Origin of the sequence: Aeoliella fuhlenseeensis, assembly GCF_052161615.1 — a bacterium.
Lineage (GTDB): Bacteria > Planctomycetota > Planctomycetia > Pirellulales > Lacipirellulaceae > Aeoliella.
Genome location: NZ_CP197417.1, coordinates 878,078 through 897,300, shown reverse-complemented (window position 1 = coordinate 897,300; position 19,223 = coordinate 878,078). Strand labels below are relative to the sequence as shown.

Below are 19,223 nucleotides of genomic sequence, written 5' to 3'. Positions count from 1 at the left end.
CCCCGCATCGCGAAGCTTCAGCAGCGGATAGCAGAATACGAATTGGAACTCGGACGTCTGAATCCGGCTCCGGAACCCAACGCCAATGGTTGAGTTCATTCGACTGACTTTGCGAGTGCAAATTTTGCACGTCAACTCTTTGGGATCTGGCACGCCCGCAAAGTCTCGGAAACCCGCCAAGCGCTAACGCGCGATGGTCGGCTCCACCCTCTGCACGAGCGGTACAAGCGGCATAATGGCCGCCCGGACTCTAGGGATTGCCACAGCTTATTTGCTACCAGGAATGGCACCGTATATTTCATTAGCCGAGCGTATGACCTATCCGGTCGACACCGCGCTCGCTTCCAAGTGCACCACACGTTCCTGCCCTTGCGATTCACGTCACGGTACATGGTTGATGACATTCTGGACAGCACGGTCCAGTTTCCGAGCATAGCACTCCCGCCCTCTTTATTTTATTAGGAATCTCACCCGGAAATTCCCTAACGATATAGGCTTAGTTCCGAAGCGCGTGTCGATTCATTCCCTTGGGCATTTTGGCCCCACAGCGAGAGAAGCACGATGCAATCCGAGAATCTTATAACCGGCCAGTCGATCGACAGTCTACGAGAATTACTCGCCGATCGAGTTGTCGACCGGCAGGACGCGCTGCGGCCAGCCCTCGCCCTCCGCCGTGAGGATCCTATTCGGGCCAAGCGTGTCGAGGATGTGAAGTGTTACTTGGACTGCCTGGCGGAGGCGATTGCCGCGGGGCGGTCGCAACTCTTTGCGGACTACATCGCGTGGGCAAAGGTCACGCTTCATGCGCAAGGAGCTCCTGAGCAAGATCTGGCAGAATCTCTAGAGCTATGCCGCGAAACTATTGAAGGGGCTCTGCCACACTCCCAATCTGCTATCGCCGATCAGTATATCTCCGACAGCCTCGTACGCCTTCCTGCACTACCGACCGCCATGCCAAGCTACTTCGACTCCGACCGGCCGCTGGCGGATCTCGCTAGAGAGTACCTGAGTGCCTTGCTCGAGGCCGATCGTCGCAAGGCGAGCGAACTTATCATGGACGCCGTGGAGCAGGGAACTTCGGTGCAAGATATCTACTTGCACGTGTTTCAACAAACGCAGTACGAAATCGGACGACTATGGCAGGCCAACCAGATTAGCATCGCGCAGGAGCATCTCTGCACGGCGGCAACGCAGCTAATCATGTCGCAACTCTACCCACTTATCTTCGCCAGCGAGCGGAAGAATCGGCGAGTTGTTGCGGCATGCGTGGGGGGTGACCTGCATGAAATCGGCATCCGCATGGTTGCCGACTTCTTTGAGATGGCGGGATGGGATTCCTTCTACCTCGGTGCCGACGTGCCCAACGACGGAATTGTGCAAACCGTGATCGATCGCGATGCCCATGTGCTGGCAGTGTCGACAACGCTCACAACCAACATATCTTCCGTCACCACACTAATCTCGGAGGTTCGTTCGCATCATCAATGCAACGACACGATCATTCTCGTGGGCGGCCACCCATTTCAAGTGGCACCCGATCTCTGGCGCGAAGTGGGGGCAGATGCACAAGCGGCCGACGCCGCCGAAGCAATCGAACTGGCTGAACTCTTTCTACCTGAGGAAGTGGTCACATGAACCATTGCGATGATCACGCGGGTATCGTCCTGCAATGCGATCCGTCAGGCCAGATCATCCGGGTCATTCGCGATGACATCGGGATCACCACAGGCCTTGAATCCCAAGCTACGCTCATTGGCATCTTCGACCACGATAGTCGTGAGAAGGCCCAGCAGTTCCTTCGCGCAGCCTTCGAATCGCATGCCGCGTTCGGTTGGGAGCTTAACGTTCGCTGCGACAATCAGATAACCGGGCTGGTCCTCACCGGCGGGCTTACCGGCGAAGGGATCATCGTGTGTGGCTCCCCTTCGGGGGCCAGCATTCACAAGCTGCTCAGCGAAATGACGGAGATTCATAACGAGCAGCTGAACTCTCTTAGAACGATCATGAAGAACGAACAGATCGAGGCGACTCGATCTGGGCAACATGACCAGGAAATGCTGGCGGAGTTCACCCGCCTCAACAACGAGCTGGTGAATACGCAACGCGAATTGGCTCGGAAGAATGCCGAGATCGAGGATGCGAACGTCCGGCTTCAGGCCCTTGCAACGACCGACGGATTGACCGGCCTCAACAACCATCGAGAGTTTCAGAACGCCCTCGACGCCGAGTACACCCGAGCAGCTCGCTACGGCACCCCACTCTCCCTGCTGCTGATTGACGTCGACCGCTTCAAGCAGTTCAACGATCGGTTTGGACATCCGGCAGGCGACAAGGTCTTAATCCAAGTTGCCCAAATCCTTACTCGCGAAAGCCGCTCCGAAGCAGTGGTCGCGCGTTATGGAGGCGAGGAGTTTGCGATCATCTTGCCCAACTGCAGAGGACACGAGGCCGCGGTGGCCGCCGAACGAATTCGCCGAGCCATCGAAATGCACCCGTGGGAGCTGCGCCCCGTCACCGTGAGCATCGGTGTGGCAGCCACCACAGGTGGTAACCTAAGTCGCGCCGATCTAATCGCCCACGCGGACGCTCACATGTATAAGGCAAAAGCGGGGGGCCGAAACCGGGTTTGCGGCAAGGCAGCCTATTGGGATCCGGCGCCCGACGTGTCCGAGACGGGACCTTGGCATGAGATGTCGGCGCGCGACGAAGTCCCGGCATCCGATACCTCAACGGTAGCTTAGTCCCGAAGGAACACGCTACCAATTCCCCGCGCGATAAATCACCGTACTTCATCGATCATCGAAATTCCCTCGGGGAGCTCCGAGACGTCGTGATAGCCGAAGTAAGTCAGGGCGTTCTCCTGCTCTTTGGTCACGCGCCTCAGTAGCGCGAGCGACGCCAGCCGCTGGTCGTTGTCGTCCGCCCGCATGGTCGCGAGCGCGCCAATCGGGTGCGCTTCGTTCGCGAGTTCGCCGCGCAGGTAGTACGCATCCCCCACGTGCAACACCCACGCGTCGCCGTCCTGCACCGCGACGCCGCAGTGCCCGAGCGTGTGCCCGAACAGCGGAACCAAGCGAATGTCAGCTTCGCCAGCCGTCGCCACACGTCGCGATTGCATGCCAAGCGTCTCGCAATCGTTCTCGGCGTACGTCACCCACTGCGGACCATGCGCGAACTGTGCCTCGCGATACCGTGGATTGCCCGATTCGAGGTTCTCACGCTCTTCGATTGAGAGATGAATGCGCGCGTGAGGAAAATCGGCGAGGCCACCCGCGTGATCAGGATCGGCATGCGTCAACACGATGTCGGTCACATCGGCCGCCGTGATGCCGAGCGCCTCGAGTTGACGCACCGCGGTGACCTGGGGCAGGAACTGAAACCCCGCGGACTCGATCGCCTCGAGGCCCACGCGTTCAACAGGACGGAAAACGTCCTGCATCCCGATGCCCGGATCCACCAGCACCACGCCCCCAGCCGAGCGAACCACGAGCCCATGACAACAAGCCGGCGGCAACCCGGGTGCCTGAAGCCAACCAAAATTTAGGTGAGTAATGTCGATCATGCACCGAGTATGGCAAGCAAACACGCGACGAGGCAAGAGTGAGGCATGGCCCGCGAATCACGCGGATGTTCGCGAAGGAGAATGCTGCCTCTCATTCATCCGACGACGCGTAGGTCGTCGGCTAGGGAGTTGAGCGCGCGACGCGATTCATTTCTTACCTCAGCGTCGCTGACGGAATGAATTCCCCTCTACGACTCGCCTACCCCAACGGGGTTTCGGATGTCAGCCCAGGGTTGCTCGTCGCGAGTGAAACGAGCGCACGGGCTACCCTGGGTTAGCGAGATATTCGGTGAGGCGGTCGAGGAACGGGTACGCCATTAGCCGGAATGTGGACGAGACCGCATTGGGAGCCGCGATCGGGAATAATTTAGCTCTAGGCGTTACATCTCTTGGCGCAACCTACTGACAGGCACATCCCCATTCTCGTAAAATAGCCAGATAAATTGGGAGCATAGTCAATTCACTTAAGTCGAATCACACTTCAGACTCGTAATGCCTACAAACATCTTCTCCACCTACTCAACCGGTGAGAATCGGGTAACAGCTTCTCTGCTCGCGGTTCTGCAATCGCTTAGTTTAAGCCGCATAGACCGAATCCTACAGGCAATGCTTGAATCCACCGACTTTACCCTTGTGCAGTTTGAGAACCAAATCGCACGAGAGGGACACGGGGTTCCCGATGCAAGGATTCTGTGCAGCACGTGCCTTCTGATCGAAACGAAAACGGAGCGGAATGCAGTTCGTGTCGATCAGCTCGAGCGACACCTAAAGCGATTGGATCAGGCGCGAGAGGCAGAGCAAAAGCTCATCGTCATCACACCGGATGATCGTGCTCCAGTCGCAATGGAGAAGATTCGAGACCCACGGCTCGTTTGGACATCATTCGCTATTGTCGACCAAGTCATCGAAGAGTTACTTTCCGATCCAAGAGAAGTAATCTCAGAGCGAGAAGCATTTCTACTTCGGGAGTTGCAAGCGATGCTCCTGCGAGAGAAGCTAATTGGATCCGTGAACGATGTTGTCGTCGTGGCCGCTCGGGAAGCTTGGCCCGAATATCAAAACTACCATGCCTACGTCTGCCAACCAAATAGGACCTTTCAACAGGTCCAACGAATGGGCTTCTATACCCATGGAGCGATCCAAACACTGATACCTCGGATTCTTGAAGCTCACGTAGACGTGGAGTTTGACCCGACCAAGCTCAAGGGAGATCTTAAGAAACTGGCAGTTCAGCTCTTGGAGCACTCGACTCGGCAGAAAGGCTCGCACTTTGACGTGATGTTTCTATCTGCCCCCGATTCGGACGACACGGTGAAACTAGCAAGGCCCATCTTAAACGATATTCGCGCCGCATCGGGAAGGCCGTGGGCTTACACAATGAGTCAACGCTATGTAACGCTGCAAGCCTTGGCAAAAGCCAGCACGACGTCGGATCTCGTAGAGGGCGACTGAAGCTCCGTAGAGTGGCTAGTTCTGCCGTCAGTCATGTTTTAACACCTCGCACGATCACCCGGCAGGTTCACCAACCTCTTGCGCAGACCGCTCGATGGCGGGTGAACCCGGCGGCGGTTACAGGAGTACGCTCGTCACGTTCTCTCTCGGCGACGGAACCACCCTCCCTACGGCTCCCTACTAGGTAACGGAATGAATTCCGTTGTACGACGCGACTACCCCGAAGGGGTTTCGGATGTCAGCCCAGGGTTGCTCGTCGCGAGTGAAACGAGCGCACGGGCTACCCTGGGTTAGTGAGATATGCGGAGAGGCGGTCGAGGAGCGGGTATGCCATTAGCCCGCGCGCTGCCGAGACCGCAATGGGAGCGGCGAGGTGCCATACCGGGGGCTGACGCGAGTCACGCGTTCTGCGTAAGGATTGGATCAACCACTGCCACAAGCTCGTCAACCAATTCGGTGTCCATGAACTTGTAGTTGTCGGGGATGTCCAGTACGTACACTTCCTTGAATCGCAGTTCGCCTGGAAACGCTGCCAACAATCGCTGCTTGTGTTTCTGTTCCATGACCAGAATGATATCGGCCCACTGCAAGTCGTCGGAGCTCATCTTTTTGCGTGCACCGGTATTGGTCCCACAAGATCTCGTGAGAACAAGTGGTCGGTCCCCAAAAACCTTCTCCGCTGTCGGACTTCGCCATTGGTTCATCGAACAAACGAACAAGACCTTGAGCAACTGGCGATTCACCATCTCGAACTCGCTGATGCGCGGGTATTCGAATCCAAGCTGTTTCGCGCGGTGTAGCTTGTTCGACCTAGTATAAACCAGCTTCCAATTCTTGGTGCGTGGGTAGTTATCTCTGGTCATCATGGAGTGGGACACATAGGCGGCAACTAGTTTGGGTATCGGGCGGTTATGAGGGGAGGACGGCAATCAACAGCGGATGGTTCACGGGAGATCCACTTCTGATTTCCTCTCCGCGTGAGGTAGGTAAAGCTCGTCTCCATGCCCTCGGATTCCCCTAAAACCCCTGATATCCCCCCCCCAAACTATTTTCACTTTTTTCCAAAATCCGACTAGAAAGCGCGCTTCGGTTGTGTTCACATGCACACATACCGGACTCGTCAGTGAGGCTGGGAGATTGGAACGTGTTGAAAGGGAGGAAAGGAAGTTCGCAGGGCGTGGGGCCTGGCGCGAGGTTGGGGTGTGTACTTAGGCAAAGCGTGGAGCGCCGGGTTGGCGTGGAGCTTGATCGCGGCCTACGGACGATTCGCCTCTTCCCTTTCCGGTTTCCCCCTTCCCACTTTTTAATGTCGCACCTGCGGGTTGCCCCTGCGACAAAACCCCATTTGCCAATCGTTCGAAGCCGTTTGTAAAGCGTTTGGCCTCAATGATTTAAGACGAGATGATCGATGAGCGCCACAGGAATAAAGTCGCACCCAATGAAATAGCCCCAATTTGCGACATTACCGGCGAGCGGGGCCCGTAAGGGCCGTGGTAAGTAACCTGGTTAAGTTCCCTCAAAATCGATGTAGAACGCCCCGCCGTGGGGTGGTCTAATGGGGCCTCAGAGATCCCGCAAAATACGTACTTTGCCGCTCGCGGGAATTTTGAAATTCCCGCCAACATTTTGAAACTCGGAGCGAACTCTCCGAGTATCCCCTACTGCAACCAAAGCAACCGGTATAGCACCTTGCCTGAAAGCGACCCACAACGCCGTGAAGCCGACGACGTCGACCGAGCGCTCGCGCTGCGGGCTCGCGGTGGCGATCAACTGGCGATGCGCGAGTTGGTCCATACGCACGAGGGTTTGGTGCTGCGGCTCTGCCAGCGGATGCTCGGCAATCGGCATGATGCTGAAGACGTGGTGCAGGAGGCGTTTGTCCGTGCGTTCCGCGGCCTAGCCGGATGGGACAGCACGCGGGCGTTTCGTCCGTGGCTGCTAGCGATTGCTGCCAATCGGTGCCGCACGGCACTGACTCGGCGGCGACCCGTTCCGTCCGACACCCAAGTGCTCGCCGAGGAGGTGCCCGGAAGGGACGACGGCGGTCACGGGCTGCGTCACTTGAACGAGGAAGTTCAGTTGGCGCTGGGCGAACTGCGAGCCGAGTATCGTCAGGCGTTCGAGCTGTTTCATTTCGAGCAGTTCGCCTACGCCGACATTGCCAACGTGCTGGAAGTGCCTGTGGGAACGGTGAAAACATGGATTCACCGCGCCCGACAGGAAATGGCCGCCCGGCTGATTAGCCGCGGCGTGGTGGAGCAAGTTTCGGAGAGATTCGACAGCAACGAGGTCCGCAATGCATTGCCAGCAATTCGAGTCGCGGCTGCAAGCGTTACTGGATAGCCGCCAGGACATCGATACCGACCATGAAGTGTGTCGGCACATCGAAGTTTGCCCCGACTGCCAGGTGCTCGCCAGCGCGTACGCCGCGATGGCCGGTGCGCGTCTGCCTTTGCGCACGGATACAGTCGATGGCCTTGCCGACCGCGTGCTCGCCGAACTGAATACTACCGTCGCCCAAATCGCCAAACCACGCATGGCGTCGACTCCTACGTGGACTCGCGTCGCGATCGCCCTGGCTGCTTCGGTGCTGGTGGTCGTGAGCTTGGTCCGCCTTCGCGAAGCGACAACTTCCGCCCCACCCTACACGAGCGCCCCTAATACCGGATCGCTCGCAGGCGATCCTGCAAGCACGAGGCAAAGCATCCCCGGCGGCGAGGTGTTCTATCGCACCGGCCAAGGACTGGCTTCGATTTCTCTTGTGGGGATGCGTTCGAGTTCCTCGCAAACGGAAACTCAACCGAAGAACAACGAGAACCAGCGCACCCCGCTGTTCGATACCTTCCGCATCTGGTGGCCCGCCGGCAGCGAATCCGCCACTCCCGCCCAAGGCGAAACCGGCTGGATCAATCAGCTGGACGTGACCCTGGTGGCTTAATCGGCCTCGGAGAGGCCTCCTACAGTTTTTTCCTCCTCCCCAAACGCAACAAGGGCAGCGAGCACAAAATGCTCACCACCCCTGTCGCGCTTCCCACGATGAATTGGGCGAACTAGACCAGTTCGGCTTCGAGTTCCGCGTCTTCGTAAGATGCGGAGTCGACGTAAACGGCCGGTTCGGTCTCGGCACTGCGAGCGGTGAGCTCGACACCCGAGAGCTGTACGTAGCCCAGGCTGCGAATCACTTCCAGCACTTCGCTGCAAGTGGGGAACATCCGCCCGTTCTTCCGCTTGTACTCATCCAGGGCGTTCATGAACTCCACTTCTTGATCGCTGTAGTCACGTTCGCAAGTGGTCGGATCAATTTGACGACGACGAGCCACCTTCTGACGACGTTCGAGCTTCGGCTCCACCGCGGCGACTTCGGCGTCACGGCGTTCGTTGCGGCGGCGGTCGATGGTCACTTCTTCCTCACCAGCGGGCGAAGCAGCACGCTTCTTCGTCGCGGCGGGCTTTGCTTTGGTCGCGGGACGCTTGGTGGCGGTAGCGGTGGTCGACGACCGCTTGGGGGTGGCTTTTTTGACGGTCTTGGCGGTGGTGGTGGTCTTGCGGGTAGGCACGACGGAGGTCTCCTGTCGAAGCGGTGGTCGGGGAACGCGTGGCCTGCCGTGGACCGATTGCTGCCTGCGAGCGGCAGCCACCTCCGTGTGCAATGGAGGATCGGTAAGCTAGCACTGAAAAATATACCACTTAGAAAAGGACTGCGATTTGAGCAAAATTGCCCGTTTTTCCGTGTTTGCCGGCCGGGGCAAGCTCTGCCGTCTGGGACGCCCGCGGAGGTTCGTATTGCGTGGGATTGGGGAGGTTGGTACGGTTTTCGCGCCCTCAGCCCGATCCAGGCGCCCGCGCATGTATGGATGCATCGCTCGCCTGCCCGCACCCCCGTGGCGGCTGGCTGTGACTCGTCCCAGAAGCATGAGGCTCACGACGTGTACGCCCCAAACTCCCGAACCACCGCTCCTGCCGTTGCAGCCCTGCTGCTCCTGGCGGCCGGCTGTAACAATCTCAACAGCCAGGCACTCAACTCCGAGGGGGTGCGGTTGTATCAGCAAGGGAACTATCAGCAGGCGTCGGTCCGTTTCCAAGAAGCCATCGCTCACGATCCCGCTTCTGCGAACGGCTACTACAACCTGGCCGCGTCGCTGCACAAGTCGGGCACCATGTACAACCGCCCCAACGATCTGCAGCAAGCCGAAGTGCTCTACAACCAGTGCCTGGAGCGCGACCCGAATCACGCCGAGTGCTACCGTGGACTCGCCGTGCTGCTCACCGAGACGAATCGCCAGGAAGAATCGTTCCGACTGCTCTCGGCGTGGGTGCAACAATCGCCCGACTCGCCCGACGCACGGATCGAGCTCGCCCGTCTGTACGAAGAAACTGGCCGACCTGAAGACGCCAAGGCGACGCTGGTTCAAGCCATCACGATCGACCCCAACAACGCCCGAGCGCTCACAGCACTCGGACGACTGCGGGATCAATCGGGCGACTACGTGCAAGCGATGGCCAACTACCAGCGGTCGCTCGAACTCAATCGCTTCCAACCCGATGTCGTGGCACGTGTGGCGTCGCTCAATGCGGCGGGTGGTCCTGCGGTGGCTCCGATGAGCACCAGCAACGATACCACGCGAATGGGCCAGAACCGCCAGCCTTCGGTGAAGTACTAAACCAAGCGGCTACTTCGTCACGCGTTCGAGCAAGTCGCACGCACGATCAAGGGCGTTGGTCTCCGTGCGAGCGGCGAATTCTTCGCACTTGGCGGCAAACGCTTCGCTCGCGAGAAGTTTCTCCAGGACCCGCGAAGCTCGCGACGTGCGGAACTGTCGCGGGGTAAGCTGCTCGGCCACGCCAAGTCGCTTGAGGCGTGCGGCGTTGTCGAACTGATCGAACGCCAGCGGACGAACAAGCTGAGGAATTCCCGCGGCGAGGGCCTGCGAACTCGACCCGATGCCGCCGTGATGCACGAACGCCGCGCTCAGCGGCAAGAGTCGTGTGAGCGGTACGAACTCGAAGTGTCGCACGCTGTCGGGAAGGTGTTTAGGGACTTGCTCCGCGAACTTCGTGAGCAGGATGCCACGGTGCCCAATGCGCTGGCACACGTCGGTCGCTGTTTCGAAGAACACCTTTGCTTGTTTGTTCGCGGAGCCGGGCGTGAAGACGATCGGCTTCGAGCCCTCGCTGAGGAACTGCAGAGCTTCGTCAGGCAGCGGCGTGCGATCGCCGGCATCCCAGAGCGGAAAGCCCACCGCTTCGATCGGCCGGGGCCAGTCGGGTTGCAACGGAGCGAACCACTCCGGGAACAGGCAGACGTTCATGTCGCTCACGTACCACCAATCGGGAAACAGTCGCCGCACGCGAGGCAGGCCAAGCTCGCGTCGCCACGCGTTGACGGGGCGAGCAAGCGCTGGATCGAGCATCACGCGATTACCCACCCAGAACGCCGCCTCGTTCCACCACCGGGGTAAATGCGGACCACTCGGCACGCCACCCAGCACCGGAGGTGAGAACCGACTCCACATCGCTTGAGGCGAGAACGTCACCAGGGCCACGCGAGCCCCGGTCTCTTCGCGAAACACGCGGCTCGCCACGTCGAGGGTGTGAGCCGCGACAATCGACTCGCCCTCGACGTAGAGTTCGCCGAGCGCGCGGCGAAGGTCGCGCATGATGTTTACCACCCCTTCGCGAAAGACGAACGGAACGCTACGGGTCGGGTGCCAGATGTGGGGGTGATTGATGAGCCTCAGGTAGTCGTCGGTGGTACGGAGCGGGTAGAGTTCGAGCCCCGCCCCCGTGACCACGTCGGCAAAATAGGGGTTGGTGACGACGGTGACGCGATGCCCCCGCCCCGCCAAACGAGCCCCCAAGCCCACCATGGGATGAACGTCGCCGTAGCTTCCGATGGCGGTTACAATGAAATGCATGGCGAAGAGCTGTCGCAGAAGGCAGTTGCAGGAAAGCCAATACTGCGAATCGTTCTACGAATACTCTTCGGCACAAGCAATCCCCAAGCGAATTACTTCCGCGAATCGAAGAGATGAGCAAGAAACCACTGGACGACACGCCCCTCGACGACGAGTTCGACCGGCAAACGTTCTACCGCGGCCAAGACCCCGAGGCCGACGACGAGGATGAGTACGAGCTTGAGCCCCCCGACGAAGAGATCATCGCCGGAGCGAAACGCCGCGCCGACGAAGCCATCGCCGAGGCGTCCAATACGGTGGACATCAACGAGCTCTACCGCGATCACGACGACACGGCGATCAACGACCTGCAGGATTATCTAAAGGACTTCAAGTTCCAATTCGGCACCAAGCACCTGCTATGGGCGATGACAGCGCTCGCGGTGGTGTTCGTGCTTGGGCAATTCGTGTTTGGCTACGGAGCGCTATTCGTCATCCTAACCTTCCTCGCGCTCGCGGGCGCGTACGGCTGGATCACTTGGAAAGAGAAGATTCGCTACCAAGAATGGGAAGCGAAGCGGGACGAGTTGTATCGGAGGCACAACGAACGAGGCTAGAAGTTATGAAGACGAAAGTTGAATCCAGCAACATGTCCCGATGCCACAAGCGTACTGTTCCGAACTTCTCACTCCCATCCCCAGCTAACTTGCGGTGAATCTCGTCCAGTCTTCGATGGCTAGGTGAGGAACCTGCGAAAAGTCGACGGTGTTTCGAGTGAGCAAAGTCAAACCATTGGCGAGTGCGATCGAAGCGATGCGAAGGTCCATGGTGCCGACACGTAAGGAGTTGCGTAACTCGCTAAACACGTCGGCAGCCGCCTCATCGAATGGCAGAACCTGAAATCGCTGGTAATCACGTAAACTCGCTTCGATCATTCGATAGCCTTTAATTACGCCAGCGATATTGCGCGCCCGACTTATATAGGCGTTGGCTCCCAGGATTTGCTCATGGACCGTAGGAATTGATAGATAGAAATCAGTGGCCGCGTATTGCGACATGCTGGCCGCGACCTTTCCAAAGTCCGGCTGGCTTCGCCGCTGAAGAAGGATCAAATAATCCGTATCGAGAAGGTACATTGGCTAGTTTTGCTGATCTATTTCATTCATTCTCTGCCGCCACTCTCGCCCTAACTCGGCCACCTCGTCGAACTCTGGAAACTCTACCATCGAGCCAGATATCTCCTCCACCCAATTCTTCCCGGTCGGGAGTGAAGTCGCTATTACCTGCTTAATCTGGGCGACCTCTCGCTCAAGTGCGCCCAGTCGTTGGTCAACTAATTCTTGTTCGGACATATAGGATCTCCGCTTGATAACAGGACAACCATAGCCATTATCGTCCCAAAACCTCGGAGAGGCAAGAAATCAAATTACCATACTTCATTTGTAATCTCGTCCCCCTTTTGACGCACGGCTTCGCTCGGCGGACAATTAGAGTTCCCTCCCCTGCCCCGCACCCTCGGCATCCTTCCGTGCAACTGCTTGGTCTTCCTATTGAGAGCGTTGTGCTGGCGATCGTGGTCACGACGCTCGGCGCGGTGGTACAGGGTTCGGTAGGTTTTGGGCTCGCCATGGTTTCGGCGCCGGTGCTGCTAATCATCGCACCGACGATGGTGCCGGGCTCGCTCATGCTGTCAGCGACGGCGCTCTCGCTAATGGTGCTATGCCGCGAACGGCACGCGGTGGTGGGAAGTGAGGTGGTGATCTCGTCATTGGCGAGATTCGCGACGACTCTGCCTACCGCTTACTTGGTGAGCATGATCGACCAGCGGCTGTTCAACATTCTGTTCGCTATTGTCATTTTGGTAGCAGTCGGGATCGGTTTTGGTGGTTGGTCGCTACCGTTCACTCGTACGAACTTGTTTCTCGTGAGCCTTGTTTCTGGCATCTCCAACACACTCGCGGCAACAGGTGGGCCCCCGATGGCGCTGGTGTATCAGTCGCAGCGTGGCGAGCACATCCGCGCGACGCTATCGGCCATCTTCGCCATCGGGTCGACGTTTGCGATTCTATGCTTGGCATGGGTCGGCAAGTTCACGGTGGACGACGCGTGGCTCGGACTGCTGCTACTTCCGGGCATTATCCTGGGCTTCTGGATCTCGACGTTCGCCACGCGTTATCTCGATCAACGCGCGATGCGCCCGGCGGTGCTCGGAGTGTCGGCGGCTTCGGCGATGGCGATCTTGGTGCGGGCGATGTGGACGACCGGTTGAAGGCTCGTGATCGTAGCCGGACTCGCCAGAGTTCGGGAATCTAGCCACGGATGCACACCGATCTCCACGGATGTATGCGCCTCTGCACTTTTCACTTATTAGCGAAGATCAGCGCCGATTCGTGTTCCTAAACTTCTTCCATCCGTGCGTATCTGTGTTGATCCGTGGCTAAACGATCTGGTTCTGAACGACGGGCAGCCCGAACCTTTGCAAATCCGGCTACTATGCAGGTTCGACTTGCTCAACCTCTCCAAAGCGTCGATAATAAGGAAATTAACCCATTCAATGACACCGCCACCACAAAGTAGCCATGGCTAGCGCACTTCCTCAAAAGCGTCTCTCGCCCGAAGAGTATTTGGCGATCGAGCGTGATTGCGAGACTCGCCACCAGTACTATCGTGGCGAGATGTTCGCCATGAGCGGTGCTTCGCGCGAGCACAATTTGCTCGCCACCTCCCTCAGTGCGGAGATTTACAACGCGCTGCGTGGGAAGCCGTGCGAGGTGTACTCAAGCGACATGCGAGTCAAAGTACCCACCACCGGTCTCTACACCTACCCAGACGTGGTGGTGACTTGTGAGAAGCCTCGGTTTGAGGACGATCACTTCGACACCTTGCTCAACCCGCAAGTAGTGATCGAAGTGCTGAGTGACAGTACCGAATCGTACGATCGAGGTCGCAAGTTCGAGCAGTATCGCGAAATCGAATCGTTTCGCGACTACCTTCTCGTGTCGCAGAAACGCCCTCACATCGAACATTACACGCGTCAGGAGGATGGCTGGCTGTTGACCGAGGCGCGTGACTTGAGTGGTTCGATTTCGATCGCGTCGATTGGTTGCACGCTGAAGCTCGCCGATGTTTATGCGAAGATCGAATTCCCCGAAGACACGGGACCCGAGGAAGGATCGGGAATCTTCCGATCTTGATGCTCAGTCCAGCTGGAGTCCGAAGAATAGGACGCGGATGAACGCGGATTGGGCAGGATGGTCGCGGATTTCTTAGCCACGGATGCACACCGATGTTCACGGATGTAAGCGCCTCTGCACTTTTCACTTTGTAGCGAAGATCAGCGCCGATTTGTGTTCCTAATTTCTTCCATCCGCGCGTATTGGTGTCGATCCGTGGCCAGAGGATTGTGCCGGTCTATTGAGGGCAGCCCGAACTCTTGCGAGTCCGGCTACGAATTGCGCCTGGCTACGAGGTAGCTTGCTTGACGGCGGTGACCCAGGCGCGGACGTTTTCTTCGAGGACATCGAGCGGGACCGCGCCGCTTTCGAGCACCACGGCGTGGAAGCCGCGGATGTCGAACTTTTCGCCTAGCTCTGCTTCGGCCATCGCGCGGAGTTCGCGGATGCGGAGCTCGCCAATCTTGTAAGCCACGGCTTGACCAGGCCAGCCGATGTAGCGATCGACTTCCGAGCGGATGTCGAGCATCGAGAGCGCGGTGTTCTCGGCCATGTAGTCGATGGCTTGCTGCCGGGTCCAGCCGAGGTAGTGCATGCCGGGATCGACAACAAGTCGACACGCCCGCCAGATCTCCATCGACAATCGCCCAAAGTCGCTGTAAGGGTCTTCGTAGAAGCCCACTTCAAGCCCAAGTCGCTCGGAGTAGAGCGCCCAGCCTTCGACGAACACCGTGAAGTCGGCGAACTTGCGGAACTCGGGCAGGTCGTCGAGCTCGTACTGCAGCGCGATCTGCAAATGATGGCCCGGCACCGCTTCGTGGAACGACAACGCTTCGAGCATGTAGAGCGGGCGGCTCGGCAGGTCGTAGGTGTTGATGCAGTAGAAGCCCGCGCGGGTGCCATCGCCGGCCGGTGGTTGGTAGTAGGCGGCGGTCGTCTTGGGGGCGATGTAGTCGGGGATCGGCCGGATGCCATAGGGAGTTCGCGGGAGCAGCGAGAACAACTTCGGCAGTTCGCCATCCATCCGTTTACAAATAAGGGCACACTCCTTCTCAAGTCCCTCGGGCGTGGTGGCGTAGAACTTGGGCTCGTTGCGCAGGTACTCGACGAACTCTTTGAAGTCGCCCTGGAAGCCGACGCGTTTGATGATCGCGTCCATCTCGCCACGGATTCGTTTTACTTCGGAGAGCCCTTGCTGGTGAATGGCCTCGGGGGTGATGTCGTCAAGCGTCGTAAACTTTGCGGCACGGAAGCGGTAGAAGTCGCGGCCGTCAGGTAGCGCGCGGGCGGCGATCGTGTCGCGGCAGTTCGGCAGGTACTCGTCACGCATGAACTTCTGAAACTTCTGGTAAGCCGGCACCAAGCTCTTCGCGATCGCGTCGCGGGCTGCCGCTTTCAGTCGCTCGTGTTCGCTCGCCGGCACGGTGGTGGGAAGCGACTTGAGTGGCTCGTAGAGTAAACTCTGCTCGGGATTCTTCACCACATGGGCGTCAACCGACTCGAGGCTTCCTTCCATGATCACCGAGGGGACGGTGTACCCAAGCCGGACGCCCTCGCGCATCAGCGCGATGTGTTCGTCGGTGTAACGGGCGAAGTCGTTGAGCCGGGCGATGTAGTTCTCGTAGTCCTTGGTAGTGACCAACGGAACTTCGCGGCGAAGCTCCGGGAACTCGATGTGAAAGCCCGATCGATTGTTGATCGGCGTCAGGTACGATTTGAAACGATGCTCGGCCAGATCGCCTTCGAGTTCGCGCTTCATTACGGCGTAGTGAATCGGATCGGCACCTTCGAGTTCGCTGCGGTCGATCGCGTTTAGTCGGTCAAGGAACTTCTGCGTGTCACGGGCGCGGCGGTCAATGTCCTCGATCGTGAGCGAGTCGAGGCGATCGTTCGCCCGATGGTCGCCGACCCGCGTCGCGAAGAGCGGCGACTGGGCGAGGCGATACTCCCACGTGTCGTCGATGAGCGAGCGGAGCTGGTCGCCGGCGGTTTGGTTGCCAGCGGTTTGGGCGTACGTCTTGGACGTGGCGTGCGAAAAAACGATGGCAAATAGTGCGGCAATCGCGAGGGGGCGGAGCATGGTCGGGGGCGTCCGTGGGGGCCAAAGTCGAAAATCTGGAAGTGCGATCATCATAACAGGTGCGGGATTGCCGGGCAGCGGGCAATGCTGGAGCCGGGCTCGCCGCTGAGCTAAAATAGAAAGTCCTGCCCCGAAGTCCCTCCTAGTTCTCTGGAGTTCAATCATGCGGTCCCTCCCTGTGCTGTTTGCTTCGCTGGCTCTCGCGTCAACGGCTTCCACGAGTCTCGCGGTCGACTTCAACACCGAGATCGCACCGATCTTCGCCGCTCACTGCGCTGGGTGCCACGGAGCCGACAAAGGTTTGGGCCGTCTTCGGCTGCACTCGCCCGAGGCGATTGAGCAAGGGATGAAGGACCACAGCGATCTGTTGATTGCCAAGGATCCCGACAAGAGCGAACTGTACGCGCGGCTGGTATTGCCGAAGGACGACTCGAAGCGGATGCCCAAGGGTGCCGACCCGCTGAGCGAGAAGGACGTGAACCTGATCAAGCAGTGGATCGCCGAGGGAGGCACGCTGGTGACGGCCGACGCCCCTGCCGCCGAGGCACCGATGGAAGAAGCCGCGCCGGCGAAGAAGGACGTGCCCGAACGTCCGAAGCTCGAAGCGGCTTCGCCCGAAGCGATGAAGGCCGTCGAGGCGACCGGTGCCTTGGTGATTCCGTTGTACTCGGGTAGCAACGAACTGCGGGTGAGCTTTCCCTCGTCGCGCGAGCAGGTGACGGACGAGACGGTGGCGGCGCTCGTTCCGCTTGCCGGTCAGATTGTGGAGCTCGATTTGTCGGGTACCAAGATCACCGACGCGTGCGGCGAATCGCTCAAGCAGTTGGTAAACCTCGACACGCTGCACTTGGAGAAGACTGGCGTGGGCGATGCGACCGTATCGTGGCTAGTTGAGATGCCCTATCTTGCCTACTTGAACTTGCATAGCACCAAGGTGACGGACGCGTCGCTCGAAGCCTTGAAAAGCGTTGCGGCTCTTGAGAAGTTGTATCTCTGGCAGACCGCGGCGAGCTACGATGCGGCGAAGGCTTTAGAAAAGCACACGCCGGGTCTTGAAGTGAACTTGGGTTGGGATCACCCGGGCGTGGTACGCGAGCGACTGACCGAGGAACTTGCACGAGTCGAAGCCGAAAACGCCGCTGCTGCCACCGCGCTCGAAGAAGCGAAGAAGGCGATGGAATCAGCCGAGGCCACGCAAAAGGCTTCCGCCGATCGTTTGGGCGAAATCAAGAAGCAATTGGAAGAGCTCAACAAGCCAGCCGAGGAAGCGAAGCCGGCGGAGGGAGAGCAGAAGGAAGCTTAGGACTCCAATCATGTCGACGACGATCAACACAAAACGTGCCACCGGAAGGCGGAAACTGCGGTTCGAGTCGCTCGACGAAGTTTGGGCCGACGTCGAGCAGCTAGCGAGTGGGCCTTACACGCGGCTGGGGAACTGGTCGCTGGGCGAAATCGCCGATCACTTGGCCAACGCGCTGGACAGCGCGACGGACAACAACCAGTATCAGCCAGGATGGTTCATCGGACTCATCGGCCCGCTATTGAAGTCCCGCGCGCTTCGCGAAACGCTTCCCGCCGGATTCCGGATGCCGGCAGGCATGCGGCCAATCTTCATGCCGAAAGACGGAGCGACGGACGACGAAGGGGTCGCGCACCTTAAGAAATCCATTGAGCGCTTCAAGACGGCGGACCTGCCGCCGCGATCTCCAACGTTGGGGCCGATGACGCCGGACGAATGGCTCCAGTTCCACTGCCGTCACGCTGAGTTGCACTTGAGCTTCCTGATCCCCGAGCCCCGCTGAACAACTCCCCTTCCCGCACCGCCGCCAATCGGTCACCATGCCGTAAACCCTTGTCACCACGGCCATGACTGATTCTGCGAACCCACCCGTGCGAGTGCTCCACTACATCGACGCCGTCCGCGAAGAAGCGGGGGGCGTGGTGCGGTGCGTGATCGATCTGTGCGCGGCGCTCGCGCACCAGGGGTGCGAGGTGACGCTCGCGTCCTATGACACGAAAGACGTTCCCACGAAGTGGCAAAGCGAGCCGGTCGCGCCGCGGGTGATTGATCTCTCAAGCAGTTCGGAGGCTTGGCCGAGCGCCGTTCGTGAGTCGAACGTGGTGCATTTGCACACGCCTTGGGATCGCCGGAACGCTGGTTTTGCAAAGGTCGCCTGCGATGCTCACAAACCCTACGTCGTGAGCATCCACGGCATGCTCGACGATTGGAGCATGGATCAGAAGCCGTTCAAAAAGCGAGTTTACCTGTGGCTGGCGGGTAAGAAGATGCTCGAGCGTGCCTTTAGAGTCCATGCGACTGCCGAAGGAGAAGTGCAGCAAGCACGCAAATGGTATCCGCGGGGCGAGTCGGTGGTGCTGCCGCTGGTGGTCGACATTCCCGTGCCCGATGAGTTGCCTGGTGCGGAGCTTGCGCGGCAAACGTTTCCAGCGATGGCCACGGACAAGCCGACCGTGTTGTTTCTCAGCCGGCTGCATCCTAAGAAAGGCGTCGACCTTCTAATCGAGGCGGCCGCGCTACTGCACCACGATTCACACGCGTTCGAACTAATTATCGCCGGCTCGGGCGAACCCGCATACGTCGAGGCACTCGAAGAACTTGCCAAAGTGCGTGGCATTGCCAACCACACGCACTTCGTCGGTCTGGTGACGGGCGACTTGAAGCTCTCGCTCTACCAGGCGTGCGACTTGTTCGTGCTGCCAACACACCAAGAGAACTTCGGACTCGTGCTGCCCGAGGCAATGGCTTGCGGTACGCCCGTGGTGACCACGCGCGGTGTCGACATTTGGCCGGAACTCGAAGCCGGTGGTGGCGTGATTACCGAGAACACGCCGGAAGTGCTCGCCAAAGAGATCGCCACGCTGCTGGGCGATCGTGAAGCTCTCGTCGAGCGAGGAAGGCGCGGGCAGGAGTACGTTCGCACATGGCTCGATTCGCACCGCGTGACGCAAGGGTACGTTGAACTGTATCGCGAGACGATTGCGCACGCCAAGTGGTGACGCCAGTCTGCGATCGCCAATCGGGCTCGGAGAGCCCTCCCACA

At 59.0% G+C, this 19,223-nt stretch carries 19 protein-coding genes; 12 read left to right on the top strand and 7 right to left on the bottom strand.

The features are described from left to right. Positions 1–561 precede the first annotated feature (561 nt). Together SH292x_RS03550 and SH292x_RS03545 are read left to right on the top strand one after the other, a co-directional pair. On the top strand, positions 562–1,635 hold the full coding sequence (locus tag SH292x_RS03550) for a cobalamin B12-binding domain-containing protein (RefSeq protein WP_442484209.1): 1,074 nt from the start codon (positions 562–564) through the stop codon (positions 1,633–1,635). After that, complete coding sequence (locus SH292x_RS03545; RefSeq protein ID WP_442484208.1) at positions 1,632–2,741, top strand: GGDEF domain-containing protein; 1,110 nt, start codon at positions 1,632–1,634, stop codon at positions 2,739–2,741. The genes SH292x_RS03550 and SH292x_RS03545 overlap by 4 nt, the downstream gene beginning before the upstream one ends. Positions 2,742–2,779: 38 nt before the next feature. Here SH292x_RS03545 and SH292x_RS03540 read toward each other — a convergent pair whose 3' ends face one another. Then, positions 2,780–3,562 (bottom strand): MBL fold metallo-hydrolase, encoded by a 783-nt coding sequence (locus tag SH292x_RS03540; RefSeq protein ID WP_442484207.1) that lies wholly within the window; start codon positions 3,560–3,562, stop codon positions 2,780–2,782. Positions 3,563–4,168: 606 nt separating this feature from the next. Between SH292x_RS03540 and SH292x_RS03535 the strand changes: the two genes are divergently transcribed. Continuing rightward, positions 4,169–5,014, top strand: coding sequence for a hypothetical protein (locus SH292x_RS03535; protein WP_442484206.1), 846 nt, complete (start codon positions 4,169–4,171; stop codon positions 5,012–5,014). A gap of 398 nt (positions 5,015–5,412) precedes the next feature. Here SH292x_RS03535 and SH292x_RS03530 read toward each other — a convergent pair whose 3' ends face one another. Then, entirely contained in the window at positions 5,413–5,880 is a 468-nt protein-coding gene (locus SH292x_RS03530) for a low molecular weight protein tyrosine phosphatase family protein (protein ID WP_442484205.1), read from the bottom strand. Between the two features lie 823 nt (positions 5,881–6,703). On the opposite strand from SH292x_RS03530, the gene SH292x_RS03525 reads away from it, so the two are divergent. Next, positions 6,704–7,357 carry an RNA polymerase sigma factor gene (locus tag SH292x_RS03525; protein ID WP_442484204.1) on the top strand — a complete coding sequence of 218 codons (654 nt, stop codon included), beginning with the start codon at positions 6,704–6,706 and terminating at the stop codon, positions 7,355–7,357. Further along, positions 7,311–7,952 carry an anti-sigma factor family protein gene (locus tag SH292x_RS03520; protein ID WP_442484203.1) on the top strand — a complete coding sequence of 214 codons (642 nt, stop codon included), beginning with the start codon at positions 7,311–7,313 and terminating at the stop codon, positions 7,950–7,952. The genes SH292x_RS03525 and SH292x_RS03520 overlap by 47 nt, the downstream gene beginning before the upstream one ends. Before the next feature lie 112 nt (positions 7,953–8,064). On the opposite strand, the gene SH292x_RS03515 is transcribed toward SH292x_RS03520, so the two are convergent. After that, positions 8,065–8,571 (bottom strand): hypothetical protein, encoded by a 507-nt coding sequence (locus SH292x_RS03515; protein WP_442484202.1) that lies wholly within the window; start codon positions 8,569–8,571, stop codon positions 8,065–8,067. Between the two features lie 297 nt (positions 8,572–8,868). Between SH292x_RS03515 and SH292x_RS03510 the strand changes: the two genes are divergently transcribed. Continuing rightward, complete coding sequence (locus tag SH292x_RS03510) at positions 8,869–9,675, top strand: tetratricopeptide repeat protein (RefSeq protein ID WP_442484201.1); 807 nt, start codon at positions 8,869–8,871, stop codon at positions 9,673–9,675. Positions 9,676–9,684: 9 nt separating this feature from the next. Here the strand turns inward: SH292x_RS03510 and SH292x_RS03505 are convergent, their stop codons facing one another. Beyond that, entirely contained in the window at positions 9,685–10,929 is a 1,245-nt protein-coding gene (locus tag SH292x_RS03505) for a glycosyltransferase (RefSeq protein ID WP_442484200.1), read from the bottom strand. Positions 10,930–11,042: 113 nt separating this feature from the next. On the opposite strand from SH292x_RS03505, the gene SH292x_RS03500 reads away from it, so the two are divergent. Further along, complete coding sequence (locus SH292x_RS03500; RefSeq protein WP_442484199.1) at positions 11,043–11,525, top strand: hypothetical protein; 483 nt, start codon at positions 11,043–11,045, stop codon at positions 11,523–11,525. 84 nt (positions 11,526–11,609) lie between these two features. Here SH292x_RS03500 and SH292x_RS03495 read toward each other — a convergent pair whose 3' ends face one another. Continuing rightward, positions 11,610–12,044 (bottom strand): type II toxin-antitoxin system VapC family toxin, encoded by a 435-nt coding sequence (locus SH292x_RS03495; protein ID WP_442484198.1) that lies wholly within the window; start codon positions 12,042–12,044, stop codon positions 11,610–11,612. Positions 12,045–12,047: 3 nt separating this feature from the next. Then, positions 12,048–12,260, bottom strand: a complete 213-nt coding sequence (locus SH292x_RS03490) for a hypothetical protein (RefSeq protein ID WP_442484197.1) — start codon at positions 12,258–12,260, stop codon at positions 12,048–12,050. Between the two features lie 176 nt (positions 12,261–12,436). Here SH292x_RS03490 and SH292x_RS03485 point away from each other — a divergent pair, with 176 nt between their 5' ends. Both SH292x_RS03485 and SH292x_RS03480 read left to right on the top strand, forming a co-directional pair. Further along, positions 12,437–13,177 (top strand): TSUP family transporter, encoded by a 741-nt coding sequence (locus tag SH292x_RS03485; protein ID WP_442484196.1) that lies wholly within the window; start codon positions 12,437–12,439, stop codon positions 13,175–13,177. 310 nt (positions 13,178–13,487) lie between these two features. After that, entirely contained in the window at positions 13,488–14,102 is a 615-nt protein-coding gene (locus SH292x_RS03480; RefSeq protein ID WP_442484195.1) for a Uma2 family endonuclease, read from the top strand. Between the two features lie 268 nt (positions 14,103–14,370). On the opposite strand, the gene SH292x_RS03475 is transcribed toward SH292x_RS03480, so the two are convergent. After that, positions 14,371–16,161 (bottom strand): DUF885 domain-containing protein, encoded by a 1,791-nt coding sequence (locus SH292x_RS03475; protein ID WP_442484194.1) that lies wholly within the window; start codon positions 16,159–16,161, stop codon positions 14,371–14,373. Between the two features lie 163 nt (positions 16,162–16,324). Between SH292x_RS03475 and SH292x_RS03470 the strand changes: the two genes are divergently transcribed. From SH292x_RS03470 to SH292x_RS03460, 3 genes are all read left to right on the top strand, one after another. Beyond that, positions 16,325–17,464, top strand: coding sequence for a c-type cytochrome domain-containing protein (locus tag SH292x_RS03470; protein ID WP_442484193.1), 1,140 nt, complete (start codon positions 16,325–16,327; stop codon positions 17,462–17,464). Positions 17,465–17,474: 10 nt separating this feature from the next. Next, a complete protein-coding gene (locus SH292x_RS03465; RefSeq protein WP_442484192.1) occupies positions 17,475–17,963 on the top strand; it encodes a DUF1569 domain-containing protein in 489 nt (162 codons plus the stop codon). A gap of 64 nt (positions 17,964–18,027) precedes the next feature. After that, on the top strand, positions 18,028–19,179 hold the full coding sequence (locus tag SH292x_RS03460) for a glycosyltransferase (protein WP_442484191.1): 1,152 nt from the start codon (positions 18,028–18,030) through the stop codon (positions 19,177–19,179). The last annotated feature ends 44 nt before the right edge of the window (positions 19,180–19,223 follow it).

What these genes read in the sequence shown, in the direction of transcription:
- SH292x_RS03475 (WP_442484194.1), bottom strand. Translation starts at nt 16,161, where the DNA reads ATGCTCCGCCCCCTCGCGATTGCCGCACTATTTGCCATCGTTTTTTCG.
- SH292x_RS03495 (WP_442484198.1), bottom strand. Translation starts at nt 12,044, where the DNA reads ATGTACCTTCTCGATACGGATTATTTGATCCTTCTTCAGCGGCGAAGC.
- SH292x_RS03505 (WP_442484200.1), bottom strand. Translation starts at nt 10,929, where the DNA reads ATGCATTTCATTGTAACCGCCATCGGAAGCTACGGCGACGTTCATCCC.
- SH292x_RS03550 (WP_442484209.1), top strand. Translation starts at nt 562, where the DNA reads ATGCAATCCGAGAATCTTATAACCGGCCAGTCGATCGACAGTCTACGA.
- SH292x_RS03480 (WP_442484195.1), top strand. Translation starts at nt 13,488, where the DNA reads ATGGCTAGCGCACTTCCTCAAAAGCGTCTCTCGCCCGAAGAGTATTTG.
- SH292x_RS03510 (WP_442484201.1), top strand. Translation starts at nt 8,869, where the DNA reads ATGCATCGCTCGCCTGCCCGCACCCCCGTGGCGGCTGGCTGTGACTCG.
- SH292x_RS03545 (WP_442484208.1), top strand. Translation starts at nt 1,632, where the DNA reads ATGAACCATTGCGATGATCACGCGGGTATCGTCCTGCAATGCGATCCG.
- SH292x_RS03470 (WP_442484193.1), top strand. Translation starts at nt 16,325, where the DNA reads ATGCGGTCCCTCCCTGTGCTGTTTGCTTCGCTGGCTCTCGCGTCAACG.
- SH292x_RS03530 (WP_442484205.1), bottom strand. Translation starts at nt 5,880, where the DNA reads ATGATGACCAGAGATAACTACCCACGCACCAAGAATTGGAAGCTGGTT.
- SH292x_RS03535 (WP_442484206.1), top strand. Translation starts at nt 4,169, where the DNA reads ATGCTTGAATCCACCGACTTTACCCTTGTGCAGTTTGAGAACCAAATC.
- SH292x_RS03490 (WP_442484197.1), bottom strand. Translation starts at nt 12,260, where the DNA reads ATGTCCGAACAAGAATTAGTTGACCAACGACTGGGCGCACTTGAGCGA.
- SH292x_RS03520 (WP_442484203.1), top strand. Translation starts at nt 7,311, where the DNA reads ATGCATTGCCAGCAATTCGAGTCGCGGCTGCAAGCGTTACTGGATAGC.
- SH292x_RS03540 (WP_442484207.1), bottom strand. Translation starts at nt 3,562, where the DNA reads ATGATCGACATTACTCACCTAAATTTTGGTTGGCTTCAGGCACCCGGG.
- SH292x_RS03465 (WP_442484192.1), top strand. Translation starts at nt 17,475, where the DNA reads ATGTCGACGACGATCAACACAAAACGTGCCACCGGAAGGCGGAAACTG.
- SH292x_RS03460 (WP_442484191.1), top strand. Translation starts at nt 18,028, where the DNA reads ATGACTGATTCTGCGAACCCACCCGTGCGAGTGCTCCACTACATCGAC.
- SH292x_RS03500 (WP_442484199.1), top strand. Translation starts at nt 11,043, where the DNA reads ATGAGCAAGAAACCACTGGACGACACGCCCCTCGACGACGAGTTCGAC.